Source organism: Bacillus massilinigeriensis, assembly GCF_900111815.1.
Taxonomy (GTDB): Bacteria; Bacillota; Bacilli; order Bacillales; family Cytobacillaceae; genus Mesobacillus_C; species Mesobacillus_C mediterraneensis.
In genome coordinates this window covers 1,049,568-1,075,538 of the sequence record NZ_LT630004.1, presented here as the reverse complement: position 1 = coordinate 1,075,538, position 25,971 = coordinate 1,049,568, and the positions used below count along the sequence as shown (strand labels likewise).

Sequence of the window (25,971 nt, the reverse complement as noted above, 5' to 3'; positions counted from 1 at the left end):
TTTCTATTCGTCACTCGGGTGGCATTCCCTTTTTTTAAAAAGTATTTTTTTCTAATTTTCGCCTTTTGTTGACCATTTTGTTAAAACTATACGCCTGATGACCGCAATGTTTTGGAACAGCCTTACACCGAACGCAAAAACTGCGGCTAAATACAAGTCTACACCAAGATGAACACCCAGAAAAGCCAAACCTGCAGCAAGCAAAATATTAAAAAAGAACCCGGAAACAAAGACTTTTTCGTCATAAATATTTTGCAATTGGGCTCGTATTCCTCCAAAAAGGGTATCAAGCGCAGCCAAAATTGCTATTGACAAATAATTAGCATATTCTTCTGGTATTCTGATATCCGTTAGGAGCCCTACCATCACACCGATGATTAGTCCCATTATCGGGAGCCACATTATTTGCCATCTCCTTTAACTGCTTTCATAGCTTTAACCCTAATTGCATCCCCATATGCTGTAACTTTTGTTGTTGGCGATGGTTTATGTACGTTTACTCTTATATTGTCCATAAAAAAAGCTTCAGCAATATTGGAAACCTTCATCCGATTATATAATTTTCCGGCATCTTCCATGCTCTTGACAATAACGTTGATCTCTAGAGGAAAGCGGTCGAGCCTTTGTCCATTCATTTTTGTCTCGTTGTTAATATCCCTGATCACCGTTGTGTTAATCAGCCGTTCGCCCCCAATAGACATGTGCACGGCACCGTACATATTAAGTTCATTAACAAGCTTTCTTAGAATTTCTGGTGACAAGTATACATTCCCAGCAGGTCCAACAGCTTCGGAAACAGGTGAAAGCACAAGCTTGAGACCAGGACCAGAAATATTAGTCAAACCTGCCTCTGTCTTTAGTTCATCAATTGTTGCCCTCAATGCTGTTTCTTGACTTTGCACTTTATTAACTTTGTATTTCGCAAGTTTTTCTTCACTCAATCTAATTTCCTTTAAGAGCGTTAACTGCATTTCCTTTTCCTTCAGCAGTGCTTCCCTTAGTTCCCATGTATCCCTCGTATCACGGAAAACAGGCTCACTTACCGTTCTGAACTGAATCGCAATCATGAGGCCTAGGATGGAAGCGGTGATAGCAAATCCAATATTTTTCTTTCCACCCATTTCTCCACCTGCCTTTTAACCCTATTTCTTCCCTGGTACTGGTTTCATTCTTATCATCGCTTCTTGCTGCAGTGAAAAAACCACATTATCGCTAACAAGTTGATCCCGTACGCCTCCAGGGATATTTAGTGCTGAATCTAGTACCTCGGCTTTCCCAATAGCCGCTATTTCAAAAGGAGCTGGGTGCTGATATCCATCTATCGTAATGACGGGTCCATTACAAATGATATAGGAATTGTGAGCGAGACGCTGACCGTTAATGGTAATGGCAGATGCTCCAGCAATATATAGTTCATTTACCACTTTAAAAATATGATGCTCGTGAACAAGGTAATTATTTATATTATCCTCTTTCGAATTATAAGCTCCATCCGATAATGTAACTGTCACCCCACTGCCCTGCACCGCCACTTTCCCAAGAAATAGTCTGTATTTTTCTGCGTCTTCAGCAAGATTGAAAAAAACTTCTGCTTCTTTTGCAAGACCTTTTTCCTTCTTGCTGATCGTTTCTTGATAACCGGCAAGTTTTTTTTGTAGAGCACTGTTTTCCTTTTCCTCTTTTATTAATTCATTTCGCAAGTCCAAGTTGTGTTCCCATTGCCTGTCCGATATGTGTGGCTTTGCCTTCTCTTCCTGTGTAAGTCTGTAGGAAAAGGCAAACATAAATCCTAATATAAGACATACTAATGACAATACAACCCGATTACTGCTGCTGTTTTTTAACATTTGCTTGATCTGCCTTCTCTTTTCGATAGGATGTGAAATAGGATCCAACTTCTAGGTCGATTACCCCTTTTTCCTCTGGGTTCAACTGACCAATGATGGCAGGGTAATGAGCCATTTTCTTGGAGAAGCTTCTGAGAGTTGCATGCACCTCAAAACCATTATTCATAAAAAGTACAATACGATATCGGTCCGACTTTGATGGATTATGCTGGATTTCTGAAATCGATCCTAATATTTCTGGTGGTAGTTTTCCAAGCGATGAGATCATCTCATCAAGTGGCCGTCCTTCCTTAAATCGCATTAACACTGGTGCATTTGCCGGAATATTGTCTGCTTCCCTTTCTTGCACAACTTTCCCGTTTTCAAGGACAGGATAGAAAGACTTTCCTCTTGAAATATACGCAAGCTTTTTATGTTCACTCAGTTTTATTGTCACAGAGTTTGGAAAGATTATCTTAATCTTGACTCCCTTTATTTCTGGAAGCTTTTTCAGATTCCTTGCTGTATCGCCTTTATCAATCTTCCAAATGTTCATATCCCTAGTTATTTCAGAAGCTCTGATTATTTCCTCGTCACTGTATGACACGTGCCCCGAAACCTTCACTTCCCTAACTTTGCTTAAAGGTGACTGGAAATAAATAATACAGAGAATCAAAACAAAAAAAAGGGACAGCAGAATAACAAGACGCCTGTTTGCTTTTTTCTTCCTTTGCTGTTTCAGCATCGGAATACGTTCTTCTATCGAAACTATTTTTGTCTTATCCATTTCCGCTCACCTCATCCACATTTGCAGCGAAGACTAAAGAACCTGGCGCAAACAGAAAGACTCATCACGCTTGCTGCAACGGATGTCAGCAAGTCACTGGAACATCGCTGGAAAAGCGAAATGAAATGCTTCTTCCATGCAGAGAGAACCTTACTCCGCCGCTTAATCTAAGGAAATATTATACCACAGATTAAGCATTTTTCAGCTGTTTCCCTGCGATTTCCGGCCTATTATTTCCACCTCTGTTTCCATTTTGACATCGAAGAGAGTAAACACTGTATCCTTCACATGCTCGATGAGCGCCAACACATCCTCCGCAGTAGCATTACCCGCATTGACAATGAAATTACCGTGCATTTCGGATATTTTCGCCCCCCCAATAGAATGACCTTTCAAACCAGCCTTTTCGATTAGTTTTCCAGCATACTCTGGCAGCGGATTTCGAAAGATGCTGCCTGCACAAGGATAGTTCCATGGCTGTGTTTCCTTTCGATAATCCTTGTATTTTTGAATTTCTTTAAGAATCTTCTCCTTTTCTCCTTCAACAAGCCTAAAAACAGCTTGAAGCACAATTCCCGGTCGTTCCTTTTGAAGGATTGAGGTCCGATAGGAGAACTTCAATTCATCCTTTGTCAGCCATTCTATTTCCCCATCTTGAAATAGAATTAACGCCTTCTCAAGGATTGCAGAAATATCGGAACCATGAGCTCCAGCGTTCATATAGACGGCACCGCCAATCGAACCCGGTATTCCCCCGGAAAACTCCATGCCAGAAAGACCTTGTCTGCTTACGTTCATGGCTAGACTTACAAGGGACACTCCACCATCGGCAGTTACGGTCGGACCATTAACTTCTACCACATCCATCCCGGATCCCAATTTGATGACAACACCCTCGATTCCTTCGTCTAAAACAAGTAAATTAGAACCTCTCCCGATAGCTGTCCATCGAACGCCAGCTGAACGGATAGTTTTCATCGCTTTTTTGAGTTGATTAGGAGAAGAAGGCTCAATTAGTATATCGGCCGGTCCGCCGATTTTTATTGTAGTATAATTCATTAAAGGCTCATTTTCTTTGACTGGGCCTATATCCATCCTTTTCAATTCATTCGCAAGTACTTTCATGATTTACTTCCTTTCCGGCAATCCCTTTTCTACATTGTATGCATCCTTCTAGCGTTGGGCTACTGAACCAGTTCCCTCACCAGGCTGTATAATCTTGTTGCAGCATCCTGTATCCCCAGTTTACGGGAGGCGGTTTGCATCTCCATAAGCCTTGCCTGGTCCAGAATGACTGAATCCATCATGCTTATAAGCTTAGGGCCAGTCAGTTCTTTTTCAAGCAAAAGCAGTGCGGCACTATGGTCACTTAAGGATCTTGCATTTTTCTCCTGGTGATTATCGGTCACATAAGGACTCGGAATGAGGATAGCCGGTATTCCTAGAGATGTCAGCTCAGCCAGTGTAGTAGCACCTGCCCTAGTCACTGCAAGGTCAATTTCCGCAAGTATTTCTGGCATATTATGTATGAAAGGCTTAATTATAACATTTTGAGGATTCCCGACCAAAGCTACTTCTTTTTTCACTTCTTCATAATGTACTTCTCCTGTAATATAAAGTACTTGATAAGGCTTCCTACCAAGTTCCGTTAAGGATTTCATCATTGCCTCATTTAACGGCCTGGCCCCTCTACTGCCCCCAAACACAAGAACCGTTCGCACATCTTTGTTCAAGCCTGCAGTCAGAAGTGCATCCTTATTATTGCAGTCAAGAACTTCAGAGGCACGCGGATTCCCAGTCAAGACGACCTTTTCAGCAGGAAAATAACTTCTAGCTTCCTCGAAACAAATCGCCACTTTATCAACATACCTGCTAAGAAATTTATTTGTAAGCCCAGGAAGACTGTTTTGCTCGTGAATAACAGTTGGTATTCCAAGCTTTGCCGCCGCATACACTACCGGACCGCAAACATAGCCTCCTGTTCCTATTACAATATCCGGCCGGAACTCTTTCAGAATCTTGCGGCTTGAAACAGTGCCTTTCAAAAAACGGTATATTGTTTTGACATTTTCAAAGGACAATTTTCTTTTAAAACCAGTTATATGTATGGATCGGAAGGGAATATTCTCCATTGGGACAATTTTGCTCTCCAGCCCCTTCTCTGTGCCAATATATAAGAACTCAGCCTCTTCATTCCTCTTTTTTATCTCTCTAATAAGTGCAAGAGCAGGATATATATGTCCTCCAGTTCCTCCCCCGCTAATCACAATTCGCATTTCTTCACCTCATGAATCCATTAAAGATAACCGGAAGGCGCGAATACAACAGCACCACTCGGTTTTACCCTATTCTACTATATTCTAAACAATGGAGTTGTTTTTAAAAAGATTGTCACGCAAATTTAACATACATTGGCAAGCTTGAAATCTCTGCAATTTTTTCATGATATAAAAATAAACCCCGCGATATAGCAGGGTTTATTTTTCAGTATCTCGAGTATCTGCTTATGTTTAGCAAGACCCCCACCGCCATTAGCATAAGCGTCAGCGATGATCCGCCATAGCTTAGGAAGGGAAGGGTAATTCCAGTTACAGGAATTAAGCCTGTAACGACGCCAATATTGATCATTACTTGAATGGCAACCATTGCAATGATACCGCACGCCAGAAGACTGCCATAAAGATCAGGAGCACCAAGCGCTATCCTGATTCCTCTCCATAAAAGCACCGAGAATAGGAGAAGGACAAAGGTCCCGCCAAGAAATCCTAACTCTTCTGATAATATGGCAAAAATAAAATCAGTCTGCGGTTCGGGCAAATAAAAAGATTTTTGCCTGCTTTGTCCTAATCCTAAACCAAAAAGTCCGCCCGGCCCGATAGCAAGAAGTGATTGAATCATTTGGAATCCACTTCCAAGAGGATCTTCCCATGGATCAAGGTAAGAAGTAATCCTTTTCATGCGGTATGGTGCAGATATGATAAGGCCCGCAAAGCCAGCTGCACCAATTAAACCAAGGATGGAAAAGTGCCATATTCTAGCACCAGAAATGAAAATCATAACTACACAGGTTCCCACCATTACTGTCCCGGTCCCCAAGTCGGGCTGGAGCATGATGAGTGCAAATGCAGTGAACACAAGACTAAGCGAAGGCATCAATCCTAAGCGGAAGGAAGTAATCATTTTTTGCTTTTCTGACAGGAATTTCGCCAAAAACGCAATCATGGCAAGCTTCATGAATTCGGAAGGCTGTATTGAAAAAGCCCCTACTCCAATCCAGCTCCTGGAACCATTCCGGACATTTCCTACCCCAGGAATAAGAACAAGGAGCAACAATACGAAACAAATGATCACAAGTAATTTTGCCCATGTCCTCCATGTCCAGTAATCCACATTCATGATGAAAAACATTGCGATGATGCCAGCTGCGGCAAACAGCATTTGTCTTTTAGCAAAAAAAAACGAATCTGAAAACTTGTATTCAGCCCATACAGCGCTTGCGCTGTAAACCATGACCAGCCCAATGGCAAGCAATGTGAATGTGACAATAAGAAGAATTATATCCGGTGTAGTTCTTTTCGGCAAAACAATGCACCTCAGCTGCAGTTATTTAGGCCTGTTCCGCATTTCCCTGCCTTATGGAAAGCCGGGACTTTGCCCTGCAGACAACCCTATTTAAGCATATGCACAGCCTGGATAAACATGTCTCCTCGCACCTCGAATGTTTTATATTGATCCCAGCTGGCGCAAGCAGGTGACAGCAGGATAATATCTCCCGGGTCTGAAACGCTGAATGCTTCAGGAACAGCTTTCTCCACATTATCGGCACGAAGGATTGTTTTTATTCCCGCCTTCTTCCCAGCATCAGCAATTTTTTCAGCAGTTTCTCCGAATGTAACCAGCGCTTTTACACCGTTAAGGGAAGGAATTAGACTTTCAAAATCATTGCCTCTATCCAGCCCTCCTGCAAGAAGGATAATAGGAGCGCTAAACGCAGCAAGTGCTTTTTCGGTCGCCAATATATTCGTTGCTTTCGAATCGTTATAGAATCGCCTCTTGGAAATTTCTTCAACATATTGAAGTCTGTGTTTCACACCAATAAAGGTTTCTAGCACCTTCCTAATCGAATTATTCTCGACACCTGACAGCTTTGCAGCAGCAACCGCAGATAAGATATTTTCCAGATTATGAGCCCCAGGAAGAGCAATTTCCTCCCTTGATATAATTCTTTCGTCATTGAAGTACACCCAACCATCTTTGAGATAGGCTCCATAAGAAAGCTCAGAGGCAACAGAAACCGGTATGACTTTTGCATTTGAGCTTTCTGCAATCTCCATTACTTTCTGCTGGTCAGCATTGACAATCAAATAATCGTCTGATTCTTGATTTTTTGTTATCTCTGCTTTTGCCCCATGATATTCCTCGACAGTACCGTGATAATCGAGGTGGGCTTCATAAAGATTCGTGATAATGGCAATCTTCGGTCTAAAGCGGGAAACTCCCATTAACTGAAAAGAAGACAATTCGATGATAATATGGTTATCCTTTGATGCTTCTTGTGCTACTCCTGATGCAACGGTACCAATATTACCCGCAATCAAAGGCTGTTTGTTTCCGTGCATGAGCATTTCATACACTAAGGTAGTTGTTGTCGTCTTGCCATTGGTTCCTGTAATTGCAACAAATGGTGCCTCAGATACCTCATAAGCAAGCTCCACTTCTGTTATGACAGGAATACCAAGTTCTAACGCCCTTGCTACCATCGGATTGTGATATGGTATACCAGGGTTCTTAACAACAAGTTCAAAGCCTTCATCCATTAACTCAACCGGGTGGCTTCCGCAAATAACTTTGATTCCTTCCTCAAGAAGGGTTTGGGCTTCTTTGTTTTCAGCTAGCGGCTTGCTGTCATTCACTGTTACAAATGCCCCAAGCTTATGAAGAAGGGCTGCTGCACAGACTCCGCTTTTAGCTAGTCCCAGCACCAATATTTTTTTATGTTCATATACTTTAGTCGCTTTCAATTACACCCACACCTCGATATAGATTCCAAGAATCGCAAACAATAAACCTACTGTCCAAAAAGTCGCGACCACGCGCCATTCGGACCAACCGCTTAACTCGTAATGGTGATGAAGAGGACTCATCCGAAAGACACGCCTTCCTGTGGTCTTAAATGAAATAACTTGGATGATGACTGATAACGTTTCTATAACAAAAATTCCGCCAACTATGACAAGGATAATCTCAAGCTTGGCTAGGATAGAAATGGTAGCAATCGCTCCTCCCAATGCTAATGAACCTGTATCTCCCATAAATACTTTTGCCGGGTGGGCATTGAAAACAAGGAAGCCTAGGACGGCTCCTACAAGAGCAACTGAAAAAATAGAGATTTCGTATTGGGACTGACTCCAAGCAAGTACGGCAAACGCTCCGAATGCGATGGCGGAGGTACCAGAAACGAGACCGTCCAAACCATCTGTGAGGTTTACCGCATTTGAAAAACCAACGAGCCAGAAGATAACAATAAAAATGTACATCCAGCCCGGGTCAAATGACCAGTCTGTAAGAGGAATACTGATCACAGTCGAGAAGTCGCTTTGTTTAAAAACAAAATAGAACACTGCTGATATAACAATTTGACCGAGAAGTTTTTGCTTTGATGTTAAACCTAGATTTCGCTTCATAACGACCTTAATGAAATCATCAAGGAAGCCAAGCAATCCAAACCCTAAGGTTACAAAAAGTAAAAGGTAGGTCTCAACACTAGGTTCAGAAAATTTGTATGTCATCACAAGGGTTGTCACCGTGATGGATAGGAGGATCATTAGCCCTCCCATTGTTGGCGTCCCCGATTTTTTTTGATGCGATTTTGGTCCTTCTTCTCTAATACTTTGACCAAATTTTAGCCTTTTAAGAAAAGGAATGAAAAAAGGCGATATTAGGACTGTTAACAAAAAACCCATTATAATCGTGAAAAGGATAACTTGCTCTAGCATATTAAGAGCCCCCTTTCAGACTTCTGATGGCTTCTGCAGCAATTTCCCTGTCATCGAAATCAAAAATTTCACTGCCGATTTGCTGATACGTCTCGTGTCCTTTACCTGCAATCAGGATCACATCACCTTTGCCTGCATGCTTAATAGCATGGCAAATTGCTTCCCGACGGTCAGCAATTTTCTTGTATTCCCTACCTTTCACACCTTCCTCCATATCCTTAAGAATAACTTCAGGATCCTCACTTCTAGGATTATCGGAGGTGAAAATAGGATCTGTTGAAAGGTCACATGCAATCTTTGCCATAAGTGGGCGCTTTGTCCTGTCACGGTCACCACCGCAGCCTACTACTGTATAAACCCTTTTCTCTGCAATCTGTCCAATCATCTTCAGGACATTTTCGAGACTATCAGGAGTATGGGCATAATCAACAATAACAGAGAAATCTTGTCCTTCGTTCACAAGTTCAAACCTTCCGCGGACCCCTTTTAAATCTTCGACTGATTGAACTGCATCCTCGAGCGGAACATTCGATACTACTGCGGTAGCGATAGCTGCAAGCGCATTATACACGTTGAAACGTCCGGCAAGTTTCAAGTTTACCTTCCTATTACCTAGCGGTGTTTGGAGCATAAAGGATGTACCCGACGCGGTAAGCTCTATATTGGTAGCCCTAATATCTGCCTCATTATCAATTCCATATGTAATTATTCCAGCTGCCGTATTAGATAAATACTCGTTTGTGGCAGGATCATCCACATTCAGCACGGCATATTTAGGTTGTTTATGGTTAAAAGCATTCCCTAGCCTTGAGAACAGCAATCCTTTAGCTTTTTTATATTCTTCCATCGTTTTGTGATAGTCAAGATGATCTTGGGTAAGATTGGTGAAAACCGCTACATTGAAATCAGTGTTATTTACCCTGCCATTGACAAGTGCATGGGAGGAGACTTCCATCACCGCTGTTCCGACGCCTTCATCTGCCATGTCCCTAAATATTTTTTGAAGGGTCAGACTTTCTGGTGTTGTATTCTTTGTCTCCAGTTTTGTATCTCCGATTTTTGCATACATCGTCCCAATCAGTCCGGTCTTCTGGCCAAAGTCCCTAAAAATCTTTTCGATGATATGGCTGGTTGTCGTTTTACCGTTCGTTCCTGTTATTCCAACAAGATGGAACTGCTTGCTCGGCTGAGCGTAAAATGCATCAGCCAAAACGGCCATCGCTCTCACAGTGTCCTTGACGATAATTACGGGAACTACAGGGTCGAGACTAAGCTGCTTCTCGGCAATAACAGCCTTTGCTCCACGTTGGACAGCATCTGCTGCAAAATCGTGGCCGTCAACTGTATATCCCTTTATACAGATAAACAAGCTTCCTTCCTTCACTTTTCGGTTGTCATTATCAATAGATGTTATTTCCGGGTTGTTTCCTTCAAACTTCATATAAGGAGTCAAGCAGCCCAGAAGCTGATGTAGTTTCACAATAATCAAATCCTCTCAAAACAAACATGGCGATTTTTATTTTACAGTAAAAGGGCAAATTTAGCTATCATTGCGAGATAAACCGTGACGTTTTTTCATCATTTCCCTTGCCCACAGAAAGAAGGGCAACGAAAACCCTTCGCTGCCCTCTTTCTCTGCTAGCTTCCTTCTTCCATGTAAACACGGATCATGGACCCCTCTTTTACTTTAGTACCGGGGGAAGGAGCCTGATCTATTACTTTGTTCCCTTTTCCGCTGACATCCAATCTTAGGTTATCCATTTGTTCCCGAAGCTCTTTTCTATTCATACCCATTAAATCAGGGACCTTCACCATTGGCGTATCAAGCCATGTTGTCTCCTTCTCAATCTGCTGTTTCCTCGGCTCCACATTCAGCGCATGCATGCTGTCCTCCATTATATTTCCAACAATAGGGGCAGCGACTGTTCCTCCGAACTGAATGGTCCCCTTTGGATTGTCCACAGCAATATATACAACAAGCTGAGGATCATCGGCAGGGGCGAATCCAATGAAAGATACAATATGGTTATTCTCTAAATATCGACCATCCTTTGCTTTCTGTGCTGTTCCAGTTTTGCCGCCAACTCGGTATCCCTCAACGAAGGCATTCTTCCCTGTTCCTTGGGCGACAACACTTTCAAGCGCACGCCTTACACCAGCTGATGTTTCTTTTGAAATAACCCGCCGTTTCGCAACTGGTGTCTTTTTCATTACGGTTTCACCTGTTTCAGGATCAACTAGCTCTTTTGCGATATACGGAGTATAGAGAATTCCACCATTGACAGCAGCAGAAACTGCGGCTACCTGTTGGATTGGCGTTACGGATACGCCCTGTCCGAAAGCTGTTGTTGCTTGTTCTACGGGCCCGACCCTGCTTAGATTGAACATAATGCCCGTACCCTCTCCTTGAAGATCTATGCCCGTCTTTTGTCCAAATCCAAAGTCCTTTATATATTTAAATAGCTTATCTTTTCCTAGTCTGTCTCCCAATTCAACGAACCCCGGGTTGCAAGAGTTTTGGACAACTTCCAGGAAGGACTGACTCCCATGTCCGCCTTTCTTCCAGCATCTAAGCCTTGCTCCTCCGACTTCTACATGACCAGGATCATGAAAATGATCCTTTTCCAAATCAACTTTTCCCTCTTCTAAAGCAGCTGCCAGTGTGATGATCTTAAAGGTGGAACCAGGCTCATACGAGCTCCAGACAGGGAGGTTTCTATTATATACTTCCGGCGGAACGTGACGGAAATTCGCTGGGTCAAAATCCGGCCTGCTTGCCATTGCTACTATCTCGCCATTGTTCGGGTTCATCGCTATGGCAATGATTCCGTCAGGGTTGTATTTCGCCTGCGCGTTATCAAGTTCTCGTTCGACAATAGTTTGAACTTTGCTATCTATAGTTAGTTCCAAATTAAGCCCGTTCCTTGGTGCCTGGTAGTCATCTGCCATGTTTTCCATTCTCTGACCTTTTGCATTTGCAAAAAATTTAACAGATCCCTTTTCCCCATTCAGCTCTTTATCATAGTATTTTTCAAGCCCCATTAAGCCTTGGTTATCTATACCAGCGAAACCCAGCACATGCGACAGATAACTTCCAAAAGGATAATAGCGTTTTGAATCTTCAGCAATATAGACACCTTTTAGATTCAATGCACGAATTTCCTTAGCTTTATCATGAGATATTTTCCTGCCTTCGTTAATGCGGACAATAGATTGCCTTTGAGTGATATATCCATATATTTTTTTCTTTTTTACATCGAGTGATTCCGCCAATTTCTCTGCTGTTGCATCGGCATCGTTTATTTGCCTGGGAACAGCATAAACAGTGGGAGCACTTTTATTTGTTGCTAGCGCTACCCCATTTCGGTCCACGATTTCCCCTCGTTTAGCTTCAAATGGAATATTTCTGCTCCAAGAGTCCTTAGCCCTCTGTGTCAATAAGTCACCAAGGGCAAACTGAACATATCCAAGCCTTATATCGATGATAAGAAAAATCAAGATTCCTGCTATCAATACAATGGCTAGTCTTTTTCTTACAGTGACATTCGATACTCGCATAGCAAAACCTCCCTTTCAGGCAGTCCGTTGCGTTCGCGCAACAGGCTCGTTTCACTATATGCTTGTACACCGCCTTTTATCACCATGAGGAAAAAGAAGAAGGACGTCAATTATCGACGTCCTTTTCTTCCTTCTTGACTGATTCAGCCTTTTGCTTTTGCTTTTCTTCAAGAGTAACAAGGTCCACGATGATAAACTCGCCTTCTTTCACCACCGTCCCCGGCTGTATACTTTGCCTGGAAACGTATCCGGAACCTGATTTGTTAAGAGTTAAACCACTTATCTCCGAAAATTTCATTGCATCTCGCAGTGACCAGCCAGTCATGTCAGGCACAATTAATTTTTCGTCCGTGCGAAGCAGCACTTTCTCTCCTTCAAGGAGTACTGAACCTGCTTTGGGCAGCTGCTCCTTAATTTGCTGGCCTTTACCAAGGACTACTGGAACTAGTCCGGATTCTTTTAAAAGCTTCTGGGCCGTTTCCACTTTCATTCCCTCGAGTTTAGGAATTTTGTCCGTTGCGGCCTTATCGGTTGATGCAGGCTGAATATTATAATATTGTAAGCTACTCTTCATGACTGTATTGAAAATATCTGCAACCGGTTGAGCTCCGTTGACAGTTTCTTTTAATTTAGGCTGCTGAACAGCAACATACATAATGAGTTCAGGATCATCTTTTGGTGCCATTCCAAGAAAAGAAAAAATATAATTTTCCCTTCCCGTCATATACCTTCCATCATTACCAGGAATTTGCGACGTTCCAGTTTTCCCGGCAACATGATATCCGTCAATATTGTAAATCTGACCTGTTCCTTTTTTTGAAGTCACCACTGTTTCAAGAATATCCCTGACTTCTTTTGCGGTTTCTTTGGAGAATGGCTCTCCTTTGACTTCGGGATTATGCTTTTCAAGCGGAGTACCGGTAGAAGGATCAGTAATTTTATCAATTATTCTTAACTTCATCATTTTGCCATCATTCGCAACAGATGTTGCAGCTTGAATAAGTTGAATTGGCGTTACTGTCGTTCCCTGGCCAAATGAAGTCGTAATTTTCTCGATCGGCCATTCGTACAAAATTTTACCTTTTGTCTCATTCGGGAGGTTTATACCTGTCTTATCATCAAATCCCAAATTCGTCAAGTACTCCCTATATTTCTCAAAACCTATTTTCTCATTAACAAGCTTAGCAACCGCAACGTTTGATGAACGCTGGATTCCTTCTAAATAGGAAATCGTTCCCCAGCCTGATCCGTTATGGTCGTGAATCCTGCCTGATTTAGGAGTGACTTGATAGGAGCCTGATTGGTACAATTCATTTGGATTGAATGCCTTTTCCTCCACTGCAGCAGCCAGAGTGAAAATTTTCATCGTTGATCCCGGTTCTATGGATGTTTCAACAACCTCGTTATGCCAGCTCTTCTCCAATCCTTCCCTTGTCTTTGGATGGAAAGTAGGCCGCTGACTCATAGCGAGAATATCCCCTGTCTTCGGATCAGCAACAACTGCAATAATCTTTTTCGGCTTGTACTCATCGGCCGCTTTCTCCATTGCATCTTCTAGGAAAGTCTGAATCTTCTTATCAATCGTTAAATAGACATTAGCGCCATCTTTTGCTGGAGAGATTTGCTTTTCTGCATTTGGAAGCAAATAGCCCCATAGATCGCTGTCAAATTTCACCTTTCCATCTTGCCCTGTCAATTTATCATTCAAGCTTTGTTCTATGCCTAGTTTTCCGGTCTCTATTATCCTTCCATCTTTTCCTGACTTATTCTCTACAAAGCCAACAAGGTGGGATGAAAAGACACCGTTAGGATAGAATCTTTTCTTTTCTCTTTGAAAAGTGATACCGGGTAAACGCAATTTATCGATTGCTTGCTTTGTTTGATGTGAGATATCCTTGCCGGCCTTACCAAACTCAACCTGGAACGGCTTTTTACCGTCAAAGTCTGTCAATCGACGATATATATCGCTTTCATCCATTTTGATATATTTGGCCAATTCCCTAGCTGTTTTTTCAGGGTCATTTACATGCTTGGGATCCTTTTTATTCGTGGTGACAGACTTGTCCAAAATTGCAACAAGCGTATAGGCCGTTGTATCCTCTGCGATTACTTCTCCATTACGGTCAAGGATTTCCCCTCGCTTCGCTTCGATCACATTTTCCTTTGTATATTTTTGTTTAGCTTTTGCCACCAATGGCTGACCATGTGTTTCTCCGGTCACTTGAAGGGAAACAAACCGAAAAATCAAGATGAAAAAGAGCAGGCTAAAAAATAGAAATAATAACGCTGCTCCGACATTCATATTTGGTTGTTTTTTTTGCATTAATCCTGCACGACCTTAATATTTTTTTCATTTAGAGTAAGGCCAAGCTCTTTCGCTTTTGCCCAAATTCTCTCGTACCTGTTAAGTTCGTCGATTTGATTACTTAAATCACTATTAACCTTCTTCTGATCTTCAATGGCGCTTTCGGAAAGCTGAATTTCTTTGTTCACTTCATAGATTGCGGCTTGCTTGGAGATGATGAATGCGGCACCAATACAAACCATTAAACCGAACGCAATTGCAATGACCTTCTCACCAAGCGTCACCGAAGATTTTATCTTAACCGAACTCTTTGGCGCCGAGTGTTGTGTTTGTTGCTGCTCTTGTTGCAGCTTTCTGGCTAGATTGCTCATTCTTTCCCCTCCTGGTTTTTCATGTTTCCGTATTTTATTTTAATTTTTCACATATCCTCAGTTTTGCGGATCTAGCGCGATTATTGTATTCTACTTCCTCTTCTGAAGGTAGAATCGGCTTCCTTGTAACAAGTTTCACCTTTGGTTTGAACTCATCTGGAATGACAGGAAGTCCCGGCGGAAGCGGCGGAAGCTCACTTGCTTTTTTAAAGGTGACCTTGCAAATCCTGTCCTCTAAAGAGTGAAAGGTAATAACACTTACTCTTCCTTCTGGTTTTAGCATTTCAATAGCCTGTTCGAGCGAACTCTCGAATACTCCAAGTTCATCATTTACAGCAATTCGGATTGCTTGAAAAACCCTTTTCGCTGGATGGCCGCCTTTTCTTCTTGCTGGCGCAGGAATAGCATCCTTAATTAATTCAACAAGCTCTCCAGTTGTTTTTATTGGTTCCTTTTCCCGAGCAGCTTCAATTTTCCTGGCAATCTGTTTCGAAAACTTCTCCTCGCCGTATTGGAAAAATATCTTGACGAGTTTGTCGTATTCCCATGTGTTTACAACATCATAAGCTGTTACGTCTGCTGCTTGGTCCATTCTCATATCAAGGGGTGCATTGTGATGATAGCTGAATCCCCGTTCAGGATTATCCAGCTGCGGCGATGAAACCCCTAAATCATATAGGATGCCGTCTACCGCTTCTATTCCTTGTTTTTCTAGTTCCTCTTGAAGGTGTAAAAAATTACGCTTAATGATGGTAAGTCTATCTTGGTACTCCGAGAGCTTTCTTTTTGCATTTTCGATTGCTATCTCATCTTGATCAAAAGCAATAAGTCTTCCAGTACCCGATAGGCGGGATAGGATTAGCTCGCTATGCCCGGCACCACCGAGAGTACAATCAACATAAATGCCATCGGGTTTAATTTTTAAACCGTCTACTGCCTCATTAAGCAGAACTGTCGTATGGTTGAACATGGTTTTCCCCTTTCGGATTGAATCACGGATTATATTATATCAGGATAATGTTACCCTTATATATCAAATCCAATCATATTTTCCGCAATATCAGCAAAAGATTCCTCTGACTCTGCGAAATACTCTTCCCAGATAGCCTTGCTCCATATTTCAATCCGATTGGAAACACCCAGGATCACACACTCTTTTTCAAGCCTGGCATATTGAAGAAGCGGAGCAGGGATGTTAATCCGGCCCTGTTTGTCGATTTCACTCTCGGTAGCACCGGAAAAGAAAAAGCGGGTAAATGCACGTGCATCTTTTTTTGTAAGAGGCAATGCTTTCAACTTTTCCTCAATCACTTCCCATTCAGACATGGGATAACCAAACAAACACTGGTCAAGACCGCGAGTTATGATGAATTCCTCACCAAGATGTTCCCGCAGCTTAGCAGGAACAATCAGTCTGCCTTTATTATCAATGTTGTGATGGTATTCCCCCATGAACATGACACCGGCCCCACTTTCTACTTCAAATGTACCACATTCCCCCACTTTCCACCACATATTTTTTAAATTCTCCATTGCTCTTCCTATTCCTCTCTTTACCTGCAAAAGGAATAAAAAAAGTAGACCTTGCCCAAGAGCCGGTCTACATTTTCACTATTTTATGGCTGCCATCAAATGTCAGCTTTTGCTTAAGGATTTCTTGAACAAAACGAATTCCATACTTGTTGAAATACCAAAACGGATTCCATACTCTTTCCTGAGGAATACCCAATGGCCTTAAAGAATTGGCGATACGATCGTATTTCCGCAAAACTGCTTCATTTTTTCTCAAAGCAGGTTCCTTTGTTTTTTCGGCGATAAAATTTATTTGCGAAAGCAGAATGCGTTCGTTTTTCTCGAGTAAAGGAACCAGCGAAGGTTCCTTTACGCAAAGATGCTCACGGATACCGCTATACCTTATTTTAATCTCTTCTTTCAAATTAATAAATATATCGTCAAGATCGCCATCTTTAATAGAAGAAATAAATATATGCTTTTGTCTCTCTATCCCGAATTCCATTACTTCCAAGAGATCAAGTGAAAGCTCGGCGAGATCAGCATCAACAGATCTGTCCAGCAGGGTAATATTCAATCTTGGTACGATTGGAGGCATCATCATGCCAAAATGTTCGAATACAAGCTTTAACTCCGACCAGTAAGCAATTTCTCCCGGTCCGCCAATGAATCCAAGTACAGGAAACAGCCATTCCTGCATAAGAGGCCTTGTGACTACATTATTGCTGAGTGCTTCCGGATGTTTCAAAGCTAACTCTAGCAATTCGCTTTCAGTAAAACTTATTTCTCCATTCTTTCCTGTAATGGTTCCTTCTTGTTCATTACGGTACAGTAAGATACGGCCCTCATGTTCCCTATCATAATAGAACAAATTCATTGCATTCGCTTGCATTTCCAGCGAATTTTTATATCCAAAAAAAGATTTTGTTTGTTGCTGGTTCATCACCGCTTCAGCGATTGCCTTGCTGTTATTGATTACTTTGGCAAAATGATCTTTTTCCAGCACTCTAAGTTCGGGGTTTCCTGAATCCACGATCAATAAGCCGTGTTCCTTAAACAACTCCATAATGATCGCAGCAAAGAAATCGACGATAGATTCAGCATCGGCTAGTGTTTTCTCTACAAACTCCAGCAATGCTTTCGTATGTTCCGTTTCTCCGTATGTTTTCAATACCTCATGTATCCACCGTCGGCACTCTTCCCTATCTATCCTAATTTGTGAGGCCATCGTTTTCTCTAACTGCTTTTGAGGATATACCATTTTCTCCGGATTTCCATTCCTCATTACGTATACATGATTGATTTCCTGATAATCATGATCCTCTCCTGCAATCCAGAAAACGGGCACTACGGGAATGCCGAGCTCACTTTCTTTTTGACGGGCTAATGCAATAATGGAAATGATTTTATGGATTGTATAGAGAGGTCCTGTCAAAATGCCTGCTTGCTGTCCACCGATAACTGCAACGCTATTTTCTTTACGCAGCTTTGCAAGATTTCTCTTTACTTCCTCAGAGCTTGGATAACGGGACATAAAAGACTCTATATGATCTGCAAGTTCAATTCTAGCGAAATTTCTTTCTTTCAATTCTTCCAGACGCCTTTTATAATGGCTCTCCTGCTTATAATCATAATGAAATAATTGCGTTACAGAAGGGACGCCTTCCAGATAGCCTGCTGAGAATCTGTTCATTGCAGGCAATGCGAGATTGTAAATCTCCATTCATATGTACTTCCTTTCCGCTTTGCTGTATTGCTCTACATGAGTATAGCACTGTTAATATTGAAAAGAAAAAATGTTGCGTGGCTAGGTGTCCAAAATTAAGAGGCGATTTAATAAGCCAATTGCAACAAGGATTAAATAAAGCAGTGCAAAAAACAAGAAACTTGAGCGCCATACTCCTTTAAATACTCTGATGTAATCAATTTCCTGCCGATGCTTCCAGCTCGAAAAGGCGATTGCTGCCCCAATTACCAATAACAATAAGAGCAACAGCCAAAAGAAGGATTTACCCCAAATAGTCAATATCAGGTAATGAACTGCTAAGAGAAAAAAAAGAGTAGTCACATCAACAGCAAGCTTGACCGATTTCTTGTGATTTCCTGTAATTTGCTTGGAAGCAATAAACGCTAACAAGTAAGCAGCCGGCGGAACGGTGACGAGCAATGCAGCAGCTCCAGCAAAAAGACTACTCAATCTCTTGTCCTCCGTTGCATTTCTTCCCCTTTAATATGATGGAAGTACGTGCGGATGATAGGTGTGTCTATCTTTTCCCGCTGGGCTTCCTCAAGGATATAGCCAAGAATTCCATCTATTTCCGTTCTTCTCCCCGCCTCCACATCTTTCAGCATGGAAGACCGATTAGTAGCGGTTCTCTTGCAAACAGAAATAATATTCTCTAACTGCAACGCTCTATTCTCAAGTTTAAGGACTTCAGCAACTTCCGCAAATAGCATTTCTGAAATTTTATAGTAATGCGGATTCGACATAAGCTCTCCGTTTTCCACGCCGAAAGCAGCTGTCAGAGGGTTAATAACCGCATTTATCACAAGCTTCCCGACGAGGATACGTTTGTAGTCATCCGCAATTTCAAGAGGAAAATCCAAAATGCCCAACGTTTTCAATGCAGACAGCGGCTCAACCGTCCCTTTGTAAACAGCGATTTTGGTTGCACCAATCCCATTATGGGAAACAGAATGATCATCAAGCGCTAATGCTCCATGTTCCACTGATCCAATATATATGTTTTTAACAGCTAGATCTGCAAGCCATCTTACATGTCCCATCCCGTTTTGCAGAAAAAGAAGCGAGGCAGCTTGTGACATTCTTCCTGCTGCGGACTCCAATAATTCCTTGAGCTGATATTGCTTGACAGCAATGATGGTAAGATCTTCAATGCCGGTCCATTCATCTACTGGGTATGCATCGGTCTTTGCAAAAAATTCGCATCCTTTCTTGACAAGACGTATGCCATTTTCCCTGATGGATTCTGCCTGTTCTTTCGTTCTTGTATAGACAGTCACATGGTGCTCACGCCCTAGGTAGTACGAAAATAGCAAACCAATTGATCCGCCCCCAATAACTGCGATTTTCATCGAATTCACCCGCTCTCTTATATAGTAATATTCTAACAGAAAATGATGTTGGTTTGCTAACAGTCTATACGAAAAAACAGCAGTCTGGTAATGGACTGCTGTTTTCCTAATCATACAGGATAAACAGGATGCTTTCTGCTTGCAAACTTCAATTCTTTTGTCGAGTAAATAGCGAACCGATCCATCAGCTCTTTCCTCAAAGTGGCCGGCTCAACAATATCATCTATTATCATTTCTGATGCAAGTCGGTAGATATCGATATGTTCTTTGTACTCCTGATGCTTTTCTTGAATGAACGCTAGTTTTTCTTTCGGATCTGTAATCTCGTTAATTTTATTGCTATAGACTGCATTAACTGCGGCTTCAGGTCCCATCACAGCTATCTGTGCGGTTGGAAGGGCGATACAGCAATCAGGTTCAAAAGCTGGCCCAGCCATTGCATATAAGCCAGCACCATAAGCTTTGCGCACAATGACGGAGATTTTTGGAACGGTTGCTGAACTCATTGCTGCAATCAGCTTCGCGCCATGCCTGATAATTCCAGCACGCTCCACTTTTGTCCCAATCATGAAACCCGGGACATCAGCAAGGAATAAAAGGGGAATATGGAAAGCATCGCATAATGCAATGAACTTCGCAGCCTTATCCGCTGAGTCGACGAAAAGAACTCCTCCTTTTACTTTTGGCTGATTGGCAATAATGCCGATAGGCTTGCCATCTATCCTTGCAAGTCCTGTAATTAGCTCAGGAGCGAACAGCTTTTTCATTTCAAACCAACTCTCTCCATCAATCAGGCAATCGATACATTCATACATATCAAATGGTGCATTCTGGTTAAGCGGTATAATCTCCTCAAGTTCCTTGTCAGAAATAGGAGCTACAGCGTTTGTTTCTGCTGGCTTTTTTGTATAGTTATCAGGAAAATATCCAAGATATTTCTTAGCTGTATCGATCGCTTCTTCTTCACTGTATGCTAAATAGTCTCCACATCCGCTTACGGTGCAGTGCATCCTGGCGCCGCCCATTTCCTCAAGGGTGACTTTTTCTCCAATAACTTTTTCGGCCATACGTGGAGAACCCAAATACATGGAGGCATTTTGGTCCACCATGATAACGATGTCGCAAAAAGCTGGAATGTACGCCCCTCCTGCAGCGGAAGGGCCAAATAAAATACATACCTGCGGAATCATCCCGGAAAGTTTCACTTGGTTATAAAATATTTTTCCTGCCCCTCGCCTATTCGGAAACATTTGAAGCTGATCGGTAATCCTCGCACCAGCTGAATCAACTAAATATAGCATAGGCACTCTTAGCTTTTCTGCTGTTTCCTGAATCCGAATAATTTTTTCAACCGTCCTCGCCCCCCAGGATCCGGCTTTTATAGTAGAGTCATTCGCCATTACACAAACTGTTCTTCCTTCTATTTTCCCTATTGCAGTTACAACTCCATCGGCAGGAAGATCATTTGCGAGACAATTCGCAAATTCACCATCTTCTTTGTAAATACCGTCATCAAACAACAATTTTAATCGATCACGAACAAAAAGCTTATTCTGTGCTTTAAGTTTTTCGTGATACTTCGGTTGTCCACCAGCTTCAATTTTTTTCTTTTTTTCCAGAAGATCCGTTGTCAAATTTCTTGTTTTCTCCATATTCACCCTCCTGTTTTATTCCAATATGATCAGTTCATCGGCTTCATTCACAAAGTCTCCGATGTTCACTTTAATTTCAGAAACCTTTCCAGGTGCTGCAGATTCAACAGGGATTTCCATTTTCATTGATTCAATCATCATTACTTCCTGGCCGGCCATAATTTCATCCCCTACATTTACCAGGACATTCAAGACAGTACCTGCCATTGCTGCTGTTATCTTTTTCATCAGTAAATCCTCCTATTTAATTGCATTTTTCTTAATAGACTCGAGATAGGAAGTTGAATAGTCTCCTGAAAGGAAGATTTCCTCTTTTAATATTTCTTTAAAAAGAGGGACATTCGATTTGATTCCCACCATGCTGAGACCTTCAAAAAACCTCCTCGCTTCTGCAATCGCTTCCTCACGATTTTTTCCTGACGTAATGATTTTGGCAATCATCGGATCATAAAACGGTGTAACTGTATTTCCTTCCTGGTAACCTGTATCCACTCTTACCCTTGAATTTACATCCCAATGGAATGCTGTAAGCGTTCCTGGAGATGGAAAATAGGTTACAGGGTCTTCGGCGTATAGCCTGAACTCCATTGCCACATTGGATGCTTTAATTTCTTCTTGCAATAATGGAAGCCTCTCCCCGCTCGCCACAAGAATTTGCCATTTCACAAGATCAAGTCCGGTTATTGATTCAGTGACGGGGTGTTCCACTTGAAGCCTTGTATTCATTTCAAGGAAGTAAAAATTTTCTTCTGAATCGACAATAAACTCTACTGTCCCTGCATTCGTGTAATCTACTGCTTTCGCTGCGGAAATGGCGGTCTGGTAAAGCCGGGCTCTTCCTTGATCAGACAATGACGGAGAAGGAGCCTCTTCCACTACTTTTTGATGTCTTCTTTGAATGGAGCAGTCTCTTTCAAATAAATGAACGATATTTCCATGTTGGTCGCCGAAGATCTGCACTTCTATATGACGTGCTTCTTTGATGAACTTTTCTACAAATACTTGATCGGAACCAAAGTATGCCTTTGCTCTCGATTTCGTGGAATCATATTGTTTGCTGAGCGCCTGCTCATTTTCACAGCGCACCATGCCAATTCCACCGCCGCCTCCACTTGCCTTCAGCATGACAGGAAAACCGATTTCCTCCGCAAGAGCGATGGCTTCCTCTAAGGTAGATACTCCTCCACCGCTTCCCGGGACAACCGGTACTCCTGCCCTCTTCATCGTCTCGCGTGCTATAATTTTGTCACCCATTGCTTCTATCGTATCAGGGGATGGTCCGATAAATATTAAGCCATTCTCCATTACTTCCCTGGCGAAAGTTGCATTTTCTGATAAAAATCCATAACCCGGATGGATAGCATCAGCATTTTCTCTTGTCGCAATTTCAAGTATGACGCCGCTGTTTAAATACGATTTTTGAACGGGCGGTTCCCCGATTCTGAATGCATAATCTGCTTCTTTGACATACGGCAAGTCCTTATCGGCATCGGAAAAGACGGCAATCGTCTCAATCCCCAAATACTTACAAGTGTTGATAATACGAAGCGCAATTTCTCCTCTATTGGCAATCAGAATTTTTCGCACGCTTTATCCCCTTTCTAGGTAAACTAGTTTCACTATATAAAGTTCTATAATATTCTGTCTATTTCCTGCAAAAATTGAAAACGTTTTCGGTTCTAAAGGCAGAATTTTTTGCGTTTTTATAATATAATAAAATCACAGACAAAATAAGCCTGCTAATTCCTTACTTTTACAGGGCAAAAAACGCAGGCCTTGAAGCAGGGGGATGAAGATGGAACATAAAGTGGAAAGACTGAAAGTTAACTACAAAACCCTTGAAGAATTTAAAAGGTTCAAGGAATACGGCCACCAAGAGCTTTCTATGGTTGAAGATTTGGAAGCCAATATTATTGAGAATGACAGCGATTCTCCTTTTTATGGTATATATTTCGGCGATAAGCTCGTCGCTCGTATGAGTCTTTATAAAGTACAAGCTAAATTTAATCGCTATTTCGACCCGGCCCAGGATTACTTTGAGCTTTGGAAGCTAGAAGTAATTCCTGACTACCAGCGTAAAGGTTATGGAAGAGCGCTTGTTGAATTTGCAAAAGGATTTGGTCTTCCAATCAAAACGAACTCACGTATTCGATCGTTTGATTTTTGGACGGCCCTAGGTTTCACACCCGCAACCTATGAGGTGGATAGAGACAAAGGAGAAAACCCTCTTGTTTGGTATCCACAGGGGGTTACGGAACAGGTGCACGAAAAAGATTAAGACGATAAAAAAAACACCTGCTATCACAAGGGTAGATGAAATTTCTTGCTCCAACAAAAAAGTCATTCTTCTTTCCAGTCGGATGGAAGAATGGCTTTTTATTTTCGCTATACCACCTTTTTGTTCAATCCCCTATTGCAAAACGTTTATTTCTCCCTGTTGGAAGCTGTCAATTCTCTTCCCCTATCAGAATCATGAATAGCTCTCATTCTTATTGCCCGCTCCATTATTTCCATGATAGCTCTGTGATCTTTTTCAACTGTATCCAGCTTATTTTCGAGCTTTTCATTTTCAGCAGACAAGTAATAGATTTGACGTTCTAATTCCTTTATCCGCATTTCATATTCTTTAATTTTTTCCGTCTCGATTAACGATTCTTTTTCCGCAAGTTCAAATAGTCCATCCAAAAAGTTTTTTACATCTTCAAGACTTAAACGCTTATTTTCCATTTTACACACTGCAGGCTGTTGATTGGAAATGTCCACGTTTCGGGCAGACTCCGTTTTCTTTTCTGGCTTTTTTATTTCTTTCCTCTGCCTTTTAGCTAATTCTATTCCTGAATGGAACTGTTTCCGAACGGATGAATTCCACCTGAAGCCACAGGCTGCTGCTGTTCTCGATAGTTGCTTGCCGACCTCCTCAAATGCTTTCAATTGCGTTCCACCATTGCGAATATGTCGAAGCACCGTCTCAGCTAGCAGCAAATCCTCATCCTGGGTCCAGGCATCTTGACGTGTCAAAGTCATCAGCGCATTCCTCCTACTGTTTTTTAATCCATCTTATGCATCTAGTAGGAAAGATAGAATGCTTTTATTTCGGCAAGTAACCTTTTACCTTTTATTCAAAAACGCTGCTACTTTTTCATGATGGGCATCCGTTTCCCATAGAAGTGAACATTGACCTACCTCTTCTTCTATCCTTTCCCACAGGGAAGCAGCCCTCCACTTGCGTACTAGCATTTGTTTATATGCGCTTAAGACCCCTATCTCTTTACCGTCATTATCCGTAAAAAATTCTTCACAAGCTTGAAATAGCTCGCCATCAGTGATGACGTCTACAAATCCTATTTCCATCAGTTCTTTCGCTGAATAAACCTTTGCGCTTGCGAGCATTTTTAATGCTTTAGAAGGCTGCATTCTCTCGAGAAGGATTGTTCCTCCTCCCCAGCCTGTCGTGATTCCAAGCCTTCCTTGAATGAAACCTGCCCTGATTCCATCCTTCGCTATCCTGAAATCACATGCTGCCGCAAGCTCACATCCTCCCCCGACAGCCGTACCATTTAGCAGAGCTACAGTCGGCTTCGTAAGCGTCATAAGTTCATACAAGATACCTGCCATTCTTGAAAGCATTTGTTTTGCTTCATCTGCGGTTATCAAGCCATGAAATATAGACAAGTCACCGCCAGAGCAAAAAGCGTTTCCACTGCCTGTAATCACTAATCCTGTCACATATGGTTCCTTTGATAGGCGGATTGCTTCCTTCAATCCATCCATCACAGCATAATTTACAGCATTTCTCCTTTCTGGTCTTTCGATAGAGAAAACAAGCTGCCCCCCAGGCATGTTTATTAACTTATATGCCAATGTTCCTTCCTCCTAACTCTATTGGAATACAATTCCTATCATTTTATCATAAGCTATCCTTGCTAATTAGATTTTTCTTGTTCGAAAACGCAAAAAAGCACAGGATTATCCTGTGCTTTTTTCAAGGGAGATTAGTCGTTTACGACATCTTTTCCCTTGTATGTTCCGCATTCCTTGCAAACACGGTGAGCAAGTTTCATTTCACCGCAGTTAGGGCATGCAACCATGCCTGGAACCTGTAATTTAAAATGAGTACGGCGTTTTCTTTTCGCAGTTTTAGACGTTCTTCTAAATGGTACAGCCATTCTTCCCACCTCCTTAAAGAGAATAAAGGTAGTCTATGAAGGCCGGCAAAACAGCCGGTGCTCCATGATTCTTTTTCGGCGATTCAATCTTCCGACGAGTCTTTTTGATCAAAGAAATTAGCCAATCCGGCAAGACGGGGATCCACTTTTTCTTTTTTCACTTCATGGACCACTTCCCAGTCCTTCCCCGATTGGGGTGCACCTTCCTGATTGCTGTCGTCTTCACAAAAAACCTGGATTGGAACTTCAAGCAAAAGGATTTCCCTAATGACGGGCATCACATCGATGACATCGCCCTTCACCTGGTGAACTTCTTCTTCTGTTTCATATTCGCTGCCATTCAATAGAAAAATTTCCGTTGTCCTTACGTCCACTGGATAATTTACATCCACTAGGGTACGAGAGCAAGGTAGAATGAGATAGCCTTCGATATGGAGATGAAAAGTCACCTTTCTAGCGCTGATGTCTGCCCTACCGGTTATGTGCATTGGAGATACTGATCTTATTGAAGAATCAGTTTCCTTTATTTCATCTGCCCTAACCGTTTCATCAATCGTGAATTCCTTATTGCGGTATTTTTGTAGCTGACTAATTGTCCATTTCATAGAATCACCCCAAGGCAACAAAGGTAATTATAGCTTTCGCCTACCCATTTGTCAATATTTTTTCTTTACACTATAATTTAGGCATAATGGAACATTG

At 42.0% G+C, this 25,971-nt stretch carries 26 protein-coding genes; 1 reads left to right on the top strand and 25 read right to left on the bottom strand.

What is annotated here, in order from left to right; all coding sequences use genetic code 11:
* Positions 1–51 precede the first annotated feature (51 nt).
* The 21 genes from BQ5796_RS05765 to BQ5796_RS05665 form a co-directional block, all read right to left on the bottom strand.
* A complete protein-coding gene (locus tag BQ5796_RS05765; RefSeq protein WP_071459363.1) occupies positions 52–402 on the bottom strand; it encodes a small basic family protein in 351 nt (116 codons plus the stop codon).
* Positions 402–1,121 (bottom strand): DUF881 domain-containing protein, encoded by a 720-nt coding sequence (locus BQ5796_RS05760; RefSeq protein WP_071459362.1) that lies wholly within the window; start codon positions 1,119–1,121, stop codon positions 402–404. The genes BQ5796_RS05765 and BQ5796_RS05760 overlap by 1 nt, the downstream gene beginning before the upstream one ends.
* Positions 1,122–1,142: 21 nt before the next feature.
* The gene (locus tag BQ5796_RS05755) at positions 1,143–1,847 is read right to left on the bottom strand and encodes a DUF881 domain-containing protein (RefSeq protein ID WP_071459361.1); all 705 of its coding nucleotides are present in this window, start codon (positions 1,845–1,847) and stop codon (positions 1,143–1,145) included.
* Positions 1,825–2,613: a cell division protein FtsQ/DivIB gene (locus BQ5796_RS05750; RefSeq protein WP_071459360.1), complete on the bottom strand. Its 789-nt coding sequence runs from the start codon at positions 2,611–2,613 to the stop codon at positions 1,825–1,827. The genes BQ5796_RS05755 and BQ5796_RS05750 overlap by 23 nt, the downstream gene beginning before the upstream one ends.
* Before the next feature lie 201 nt (positions 2,614–2,814).
* Complete coding sequence (murB, locus tag BQ5796_RS05745) at positions 2,815–3,738, bottom strand: UDP-N-acetylmuramate dehydrogenase (RefSeq protein ID WP_071459359.1); 924 nt, start codon at positions 3,736–3,738, stop codon at positions 2,815–2,817.
* Positions 3,739–3,797: 59 nt separating this feature from the next.
* A complete protein-coding gene (murG, locus tag BQ5796_RS05740; RefSeq protein ID WP_071459358.1) occupies positions 3,798–4,889 on the bottom strand; it encodes an undecaprenyldiphospho-muramoylpentapeptide beta-N-acetylglucosaminyltransferase in 1,092 nt (363 codons plus the stop codon).
* A gap of 208 nt (positions 4,890–5,097) precedes the next feature.
* Positions 5,098–6,195: a stage V sporulation protein E gene (spoVE, locus tag BQ5796_RS05735; RefSeq protein ID WP_071459357.1), complete on the bottom strand. Its 1,098-nt coding sequence runs from the start codon at positions 6,193–6,195 to the stop codon at positions 5,098–5,100.
* 86 nt (positions 6,196–6,281) lie between these two features.
* Positions 6,282–7,634, bottom strand: coding sequence for a UDP-N-acetylmuramoyl-L-alanine--D-glutamate ligase (murD, locus tag BQ5796_RS05730; protein WP_071459356.1), 1,353 nt, complete (start codon positions 7,632–7,634; stop codon positions 6,282–6,284).
* Positions 7,635–8,609, bottom strand: coding sequence for a phospho-N-acetylmuramoyl-pentapeptide-transferase (gene mraY / locus BQ5796_RS05725; RefSeq protein ID WP_071459355.1), 975 nt, complete (start codon positions 8,607–8,609; stop codon positions 7,635–7,637). It abuts the gene before it with no gap.
* A gap of 1 nt (position 8,610) precedes the next feature.
* Positions 8,611–10,089: a UDP-N-acetylmuramoyl-L-alanyl-D-glutamate--2,6-diaminopimelate ligase gene (locus BQ5796_RS05720; RefSeq protein WP_071459354.1), complete on the bottom strand. Its 1,479-nt coding sequence runs from the start codon at positions 10,087–10,089 to the stop codon at positions 8,611–8,613.
* Between the two features lie 158 nt (positions 10,090–10,247).
* A complete protein-coding gene (locus tag BQ5796_RS05715; RefSeq protein WP_071459353.1) occupies positions 10,248–12,167 on the bottom strand; it encodes a stage V sporulation protein D in 1,920 nt (639 codons plus the stop codon).
* A gap of 106 nt (positions 12,168–12,273) precedes the next feature.
* Positions 12,274–14,490: a penicillin-binding protein gene (locus BQ5796_RS05710; RefSeq protein ID WP_071459352.1), complete on the bottom strand. Its 2,217-nt coding sequence runs from the start codon at positions 14,488–14,490 to the stop codon at positions 12,274–12,276.
* Positions 14,490–14,843 carry a cell division protein FtsL gene (ftsL, locus tag BQ5796_RS05705; RefSeq protein WP_071459351.1) on the bottom strand — a complete coding sequence of 118 codons (354 nt, stop codon included), beginning with the start codon at positions 14,841–14,843 and terminating at the stop codon, positions 14,490–14,492. Before ftsL ends, BQ5796_RS05710 begins: the two co-directional genes overlap by 1 nt.
* Positions 14,844–14,877: 34 nt before the next feature.
* A complete protein-coding gene (gene rsmH, locus BQ5796_RS05700) occupies positions 14,878–15,813 on the bottom strand; it encodes a 16S rRNA (cytosine(1402)-N(4))-methyltransferase RsmH (protein ID WP_071459350.1) in 936 nt (311 codons plus the stop codon).
* Positions 15,814–15,869: 56 nt separating this feature from the next.
* Positions 15,870–16,301 (bottom strand): division/cell wall cluster transcriptional repressor MraZ, encoded by a 432-nt coding sequence (gene mraZ / locus BQ5796_RS05695; protein WP_071461167.1) that lies wholly within the window; start codon positions 16,299–16,301, stop codon positions 15,870–15,872.
* A 142-nt stretch (positions 16,302–16,443) separates the two neighbouring features.
* Positions 16,444–18,078, bottom strand: coding sequence for a bacillithiol biosynthesis cysteine-adding enzyme BshC (gene bshC / locus BQ5796_RS05690; protein ID WP_071459349.1), 1,635 nt, complete (start codon positions 18,076–18,078; stop codon positions 16,444–16,446).
* 84 nt (positions 18,079–18,162) lie between these two features.
* Positions 18,163–18,552 (bottom strand): DUF3397 domain-containing protein, encoded by a 390-nt coding sequence (locus BQ5796_RS05685; RefSeq protein WP_071459348.1) that lies wholly within the window; start codon positions 18,550–18,552, stop codon positions 18,163–18,165.
* Positions 18,549–19,451: a 2-dehydropantoate 2-reductase gene (locus tag BQ5796_RS05680; RefSeq protein WP_071459347.1), complete on the bottom strand. Its 903-nt coding sequence runs from the start codon at positions 19,449–19,451 to the stop codon at positions 18,549–18,551. Before BQ5796_RS05680 ends, BQ5796_RS05685 begins: the two co-directional genes overlap by 4 nt.
* Positions 19,452–19,561: 110 nt before the next feature.
* Positions 19,562–21,103 (bottom strand): acyl-CoA carboxylase subunit beta, encoded by a 1,542-nt coding sequence (locus BQ5796_RS05675; protein ID WP_071459346.1) that lies wholly within the window; start codon positions 21,101–21,103, stop codon positions 19,562–19,564.
* Positions 21,104–21,118: 15 nt separating this feature from the next.
* A complete protein-coding gene (locus tag BQ5796_RS05670; RefSeq protein WP_071459345.1) occupies positions 21,119–21,331 on the bottom strand; it encodes a biotin/lipoyl-containing protein in 213 nt (70 codons plus the stop codon).
* Positions 21,332–21,343: 12 nt separating this feature from the next.
* The gene (locus tag BQ5796_RS05665; RefSeq protein ID WP_071459344.1) at positions 21,344–22,690 is read right to left on the bottom strand and encodes an acetyl-CoA carboxylase biotin carboxylase subunit; all 1,347 of its coding nucleotides are present in this window, start codon (positions 22,688–22,690) and stop codon (positions 21,344–21,346) included.
* A 208-nt stretch (positions 22,691–22,898) separates the two neighbouring features.
* Between BQ5796_RS05665 and BQ5796_RS05660 the strand changes: the two genes are divergently transcribed.
* The gene (locus tag BQ5796_RS05660; protein ID WP_071459343.1) at positions 22,899–23,381 is read left to right on the top strand and encodes an N-acetyltransferase; all 483 of its coding nucleotides are present in this window, start codon (positions 22,899–22,901) and stop codon (positions 23,379–23,381) included.
* Between the two features lie 146 nt (positions 23,382–23,527).
* On the opposite strand, the gene BQ5796_RS05655 is transcribed toward BQ5796_RS05660, so the two are convergent.
* The 4 genes from BQ5796_RS05655 to BQ5796_RS05640 form a co-directional block, all read right to left on the bottom strand.
* Positions 23,528–24,127 carry an RsfA family transcriptional regulator gene (locus BQ5796_RS05655; RefSeq protein ID WP_071459342.1) on the bottom strand — a complete coding sequence of 200 codons (600 nt, stop codon included), beginning with the start codon at positions 24,125–24,127 and terminating at the stop codon, positions 23,528–23,530.
* An 84-nt stretch (positions 24,128–24,211) separates the two neighbouring features.
* Positions 24,212–24,943, bottom strand: coding sequence for an enoyl-CoA hydratase/isomerase family protein (locus tag BQ5796_RS05650; protein ID WP_071461166.1), 732 nt, complete (start codon positions 24,941–24,943; stop codon positions 24,212–24,214).
* 152 nt (positions 24,944–25,095) lie between these two features.
* Entirely contained in the window at positions 25,096–25,269 is a 174-nt protein-coding gene (rpmF, locus tag BQ5796_RS05645; RefSeq protein ID WP_071459341.1) for a 50S ribosomal protein L32, read from the bottom strand.
* Between the two features lie 83 nt (positions 25,270–25,352).
* A complete protein-coding gene (locus BQ5796_RS05640) occupies positions 25,353–25,874 on the bottom strand; it encodes a YceD family protein (protein ID WP_071459340.1) in 522 nt (173 codons plus the stop codon).
* Between the last annotated feature and the right edge of the window lie 97 nt (positions 25,875–25,971).